The 4,771-nt window shown below is 48.6% G+C and carries 5 protein-coding genes; 2 read left to right on the forward strand and 3 right to left on the reverse strand.

Translation table 11 applies throughout. The features are described 5' to 3' along the window. Positions 1-95: 95 nt before the first annotated feature. On the reverse strand, positions 96-593 hold the full coding sequence (locus AC1WIP_RS11500) for a DUF5721 family protein (RefSeq protein ID WP_481141959.1): 498 nt from the start codon (positions 591-593) through the stop codon (positions 96-98). 179 nt (positions 594-772) lie between these two features. On the opposite strand from AC1WIP_RS11500, the gene AC1WIP_RS11505 reads away from it, so the two are divergent. Beyond that, positions 773-1,609: a DegV family protein gene (locus AC1WIP_RS11505; RefSeq protein ID WP_481141960.1), complete on the forward strand. Its 837-nt coding sequence runs from the start codon at positions 773-775 to the stop codon at positions 1,607-1,609. A 126-nt stretch (positions 1,610-1,735) separates the two neighbouring features. Here AC1WIP_RS11505 and nagA read toward each other — a convergent pair whose 3' ends face one another. Further along, complete coding sequence (nagA, locus tag AC1WIP_RS11510) at positions 1,736-2,836, reverse strand: N-acetylglucosamine-6-phosphate deacetylase (RefSeq protein ID WP_481141961.1); 1,101 nt, start codon at positions 2,834-2,836, stop codon at positions 1,736-1,738. 15 nt (positions 2,837-2,851) lie between these two features. Then, positions 2,852-3,595 carry a glucosamine-6-phosphate deaminase gene (gene nagB / locus AC1WIP_RS11515; protein WP_481141962.1) on the reverse strand — a complete coding sequence of 248 codons (744 nt, stop codon included), beginning with the start codon at positions 3,593-3,595 and terminating at the stop codon, positions 2,852-2,854. Positions 3,596-3,848: 253 nt separating this feature from the next. Here nagB and AC1WIP_RS11520 point away from each other — a divergent pair, with 253 nt between their 5' ends. After that, positions 3,849-4,682, forward strand: a complete 834-nt coding sequence (locus tag AC1WIP_RS11520; protein WP_481141963.1) for a MurR/RpiR family transcriptional regulator — start codon at positions 3,849-3,851, stop codon at positions 4,680-4,682. The last annotated feature ends 89 nt before the right edge of the window (positions 4,683-4,771 follow it).

Consider the following 4,771-nt stretch of genomic DNA (forward strand, 5'->3'; position numbering starts at 1 on the left):
GGAGGTAAAGGACAGGTACCAGTTCAGCGCCTATGTGCTCCAAACCAATTATTACAGTGATATTTTAAAGGCCCAGGACGCCTCATAGAAGAAAGCTATAATATCTCGAAAGGAATTTCTCTGGAGGCAAGGTAGGCGCAGAGAGCCTTATCCCAGATCAGATCGGCTTCCTTGGAAAGCACGAAGGTGTGCTGGGCTGTGGCCGTGGTCAGAATGGCTTTGCTGCCATCATACCGGATGCTTAAGACAAGAGACTTTATGGCTGAAAAATCCGCGTCGGCATGGTCCTTCAAAAGCGCTGCGGCCTTCTGCGGCTTTAATTGCAGAACAAATTTAAAAAACAGGGGAGTGTGTTTTCCTTTGATCAGGTGAAAGCACAGTCCCCTGATTTCGCTCCAGGGCTGAAACTCATAGGGGCAGCTGCCGTTTTCCAATTCCTCCTTGGAAAAAAAGTCCCGGTTTATACGGCCGTCTATGGTGTAAGTATTTGCAGTGGTGATAACGGCCTCCTGAAGCAAAAATAAATCAAAGGCATCCGTTGCCAAAAGCTGGTTCATAAAAAGCTTCATGGAAGAAATCTGTAATGCAAGCATGGGTTATCTCCTTTATGGATTTGGTGTAATTCTGCCGAGTGGTATTGTATCATATTTTTTTTTATGTGAAAATAGGCGTTTTTGCCTTTACGTTTTAAGGTTCTTGTGTTATCATAAGTGGTAATGAAAACCATGTAAAATGGTCAAAAAAATAAAATGGTAAAACAGGAGACCGTATCATGAGTTATAAGATTATCGTAGACAGCTGCTGTGAGCTTCCAAAAGAATTGTGGGGGGATAAAAGACTGGAGGTAATTCCTCTGGGGCTTGAGGTTGGGGATTATCACATTTTAGATGATGAGAGCTTTGACCAGGCGGAATTTTTAAAAAAGGTGGCAGAGTATCCCAAATGCCCTAAGTCATCCTGTCCTTCCCCTGAGCGTTTTAGAGAGGCCTATCATGTGGAAGCGGATCATATTTATGCGGTGACGCTGTCCTCTCATTTAAGCGGCAGCTATAACAGCGCTGTGCTGGGAAAGAATCTTTACCACGAGAAGTATGGGGATAAGCAGATTCATGTGATTGATTCCGAGAGCGCAAGCTGTGGGGAAACCCAGATAGCCTTAAAACTTATGGAGCTGGAAGAAAAGGGTCTTCCCTTTGAAGAGATTGTAAGACAGATAGAGGTATTTCGCAGTAATGTGCACACCTATTTTGTACTGGATAATCTGGAGACGCTGCGCAAAAACGGGAGGCTTTCCAGCGTAAAGGCCCTTGTGGCCTCCACCTTAAGCATAAAGCCTGTGATGGCGGGAGACAAGGGTGTAATTGTACAGAGAGGACAGAGCATCGGCATCAAGAAAGCCCTCGGGAAGATGGCGGACATGGTGGTGAGCGAGGCTCCGGATGCAAAGAACAGGATTCTGATGATTTCCCATTGTAACGCCCTGAAACGTGCGGAGTTTGTACGGGATATGATTATGGAAAAGGCTGCCTTTCAGAGAACGGTGATCATGGACACCAGAGGGGTCAGCAGCATGTACGCCAATGACGGCGGCGTGATCGTAACCGTCTGAGGAAGAGGATTTTCAGAAAAGTATATAACGGTAGGGCATATAACAGCAAAGGAGGATAGGGAGCATTGTACTGAGCTCCATATCCTCCTTTTTTGCCCCAAGACAGGGCGGTGAAATTCTTTGACGTCAGATCACCCTGACCAGATTCAGCTCCTTGTCAGCCAGCACAATGTCCGCCCTTGCGCCAGGGGTCAGAGAACCGATGGAGTCTTGTGCGCCAATGCTTTTTGCAGGATTGCGGGTAGCGGCTTTTACGGCGGAAAATAAGGGAACGCCGAAGCTTACCGCATTGCGCATACAGTCATAAAGATTGGTTGCCGATCCGGCGATGGTACCGTCGGCCAAAGCTGCCCGCCGGCCCTTTTTGATTACGGGCTGCCCGCCCAGCTCATATTCGCCGTCCGCCATTCCCGTGGCGCGCATGGCGTCGCTGATGAGAATGACTCTGTCGTCTCCGAACAGGCGGAAAACGCTGCGGATTACGCTGGGATGGAGATGAATGCCGTCACAGATAATTTCCACCATCACATTCTCGTTGTCTGCAGCGGCACCTATGATGCCCGGCTCTCTGTGAAGGAAGGGCGGCATAGCGTTAAAAAGATGGGTGGCGTGGCAGGCTCCCTTTTGAAAAGCCTCTGCAGCAATGTCATAGGAGGCTGTGGAGTGCCCCAGGGATATGGCTGCCTGATCCTTCAGCTCTGTGATAAATTTATCCGCTCCGGGAAGCTCGGGGGCAATGGTTACCAGCCTGATTCTGCCATCTGCGGCCTCATTCAGGCGGCGGAACATGGCAACGTCCGGATTCCGCAGATAAGATTCCTTCTGAGCGCCCTTTTTGGCAGAGGACAAAAAAGGGCCTTCCATATGAATACCGGCAATATGGGCATGCTGTCCGTCCTCCTTCGCCTCTGAAATGCTTTTGAAGATTTCGGAAAGCCGTTCCTCGGGCAGTGTCATAGAGGTGGGACAAAAAGAGGTGACGCCGCTTGCATGCAGGTAAGCGGCAATCTGGGAAAGGCTCTCCCCATTTCCGTCACAGAAATCACACCCCACGGCTCCGTGAATGTGAACATCCAAAAGGCCCGGCAGCACATAGAGTCCTTCCGCGTCGATCACTGCTTCGTCCGAACCCTCCGGCTCAGAAACAATCTGGTGTGCGCTGTTTATGTAAACATCTCGTCTGGAGAAATCCTTCTCTCCAAAAACCAAACCATTTTTTAGAATCAAGTCAAATCCCTCCTTTTAGAGCAGTCCTTTTTCTTTGATCAGTGAAAGTGCATCCGTATCAGCCGCCACAAACACATTGGGGTGAAGCTGTAAGATGGAGGCGGGAACGGCCGGTGTGATGGGGCCGAACAAAGCGTTGTACAGTGCCTGGGCCTTTGCGGCGCCGGAGGCGATTAAAAGGATGCACTTGGCCTCCATGATATTTTGAATTCCCATGGAATAAGCATACCTGGGAACCTCATCCATGGAGGAAAAGAAACGGGAATTGGCCTGAATGGTATTCTCCGTCAGGCGCACACAGTGGGTCCCCTTTTCAAAGGCTTCTCCCGGCTCGTTGAAGCCGATGTGGGCGTTGTTGCCAATGCCAAGAAGCTGTATGTCGATGCCGCCCAGCTCTTTGATGACATTGTCGTAGCGGCTGCATTCCAAGGCCTCATCCGTTTCCAGACCGTTGGGAATATTGGTGTTTTCAGGCTTTACATTGATGTGGCCAAGCAGATTTTCCTGCATGAAATAATAATAGCTCTGGGGATTGGAGGGAGAAAGCCCCTTATATTCATCCAGATTTACAGTGTGTACCTCTGAAAAGTCCAGATCCCCCTTCTGGTACCATTCAATCAGCTGCCTGTAGGTTCCCAGAGGTGAAGAGCCGGTAGCCAGTCCCAGAACAGCATCCGGCTTCATGATCACCTGAGCCGAAATGATATTGGCGGCTTTCCGGCTCATTTCATTGTAGTCCTTTGCCTGATAAATTCTCATTGTGCATCCTCCTGTGCATGATGTTCTATCTGTCTTGATTTTACAGCAAAGGAAGTAAAAATACCATAAGAAGGCTGTAAACAGGAAGAAGAATCAAAAAAACAGGATTTTGAAGTGGGAAAAATAAAACAATTGAAACTACTTTCAGAGAAGGAATTGTTTTTGAAATGTTTTGCATTTTAGCAGGCGGGGAGATAGAATGGAAGCAGAGGATGAGAAAAAAAGGAGACGGTGTGAAAAAGGAGGAAGGGGCATGGAAGAGTATACGGCAAGTCTTGTACCCAGGATAGAGGCAGATTATGAAAAGCTAACCGGTGTGGAACGGCTGATTGCAGACTTTTTTATCAAAAACAAGGAGAAAATGGATTTTTCTTCCCGCGCAATGGCACAGAAGCTGCATGTATCCGAGGCGTCCCTCTCCCGCTTTGCCAAGAAGCTGGGGTTTCGGGGGTATCGGGAATTTATCTACAGCTATCAGCCTGCAGTGGCCCAGGATACAAAAGCAGAGCCAGAGACGGTGGCTGTGTTAAACGCCTATCGGGAAATCCTGCACAAAAGCTACAGCCTGATACGGGAGGATCAGATTAAGCGTGTGGCTTCTTTGATAGCGGAAAAAAAGAGAATATTTCTGTATGGGTTTGGCAGCTCTGGTTTGGCGGCCCAGGAATTTAAGCTGCGGCTGATGCGCGTTGGGATGGATGTGGAGGCTGTGACGGAATCCCATCAGCTTATGATAAATGGGGCCAGAGTTTCCGAGGATTGTCTTATTATAGGCATCAGCTTAAGCGGCGCCACAAAAGAGGTGGTACAGGCTATGGAGCATGCCGCCGCAAAGGGCGCAAAAACAGTCTTTATCACCTCTTCCGGCGCAGCGGGACAAGGGCTTTTTGACGAAACGGTTTTGGTAGCTGTAAAAAAGAATCTTCAATATGGAAATGTGATTTCCCCTCAATTTCCCACGCTGGTAATTCTGGACCTGATCTATGCCTCTCTTTTAAAGGAAAAAGCAAGAGGACCGGAGGAGCAGTATGATATTGCCCTGTGGGAGCGGATCAAAGGGTATCCCCGCAAGGGGGATATTCCGTAAGGATTTTTTTACCTGCCGTGATACTGGGCAAAGGCGCTTTTGGCATATTCCATACAGTCTCTGTGAATGCGGAACACCTTGCCGTCTAT

Source organism: Acetatifactor sp., assembly GCF_982438285.1.

Coding starts and splice junctions, on each gene's coding strand:
- nagB (WP_481141962.1), bottom strand. CDS start 3,595: ATGAGAATTTATCAGGCAAAGGACTACAATGAAATGAGCCGGAAAGCC.
- AC1WIP_RS11505 (WP_481141960.1), top strand. CDS start 773: ATGAGTTATAAGATTATCGTAGACAGCTGCTGTGAGCTTCCAAAAGAA.
- AC1WIP_RS11520 (WP_481141963.1), top strand. CDS start 3,849: ATGGAAGAGTATACGGCAAGTCTTGTACCCAGGATAGAGGCAGATTAT.
- AC1WIP_RS11500 (WP_481141959.1), bottom strand. CDS start 593: ATGCTTGCATTACAGATTTCTTCCATGAAGCTTTTTATGAACCAGCTT.